Genomic DNA, 217 nt, shown 5'->3' on the forward strand with positions numbered 1-217 from the left:
CATCGACAAGGGCCTCCCCACCGCCGGGCTGCTGGCCCAGGTGCTGGTGGCCATAGCGGAAAGATGCTTCAGGAATACAGGCAAAGCGCAGTCGCTGGCATTCGAGCTGCCGACAAGCAGTGGCGCGCACTGGTTGCTTCAGAGTGCAGCCTCGCAGGGCTGGAGTACCTTGGGGGTTCAGCTCAAGGGGACCTCGAACTTGCTTGCCGAGTTCTTC

At 62.2% G+C, this 217-nt stretch carries 1 pseudogene; it reads left to right on the forward strand.

Going from position 1 to position 217, the window contains the following annotated elements:
* Positions 1-217 (forward strand): annotated as a pseudogene (locus B0W88_RS35075) (hypothetical protein); the annotation flags it as partial.

Origin of the sequence: Pelomonas sp. KK5 (assembly GCF_001984095.1) — a bacterium.
In the GTDB taxonomy this organism is placed as follows: Bacteria; Pseudomonadota; Gammaproteobacteria; order Burkholderiales; family Burkholderiaceae_C; genus KK5.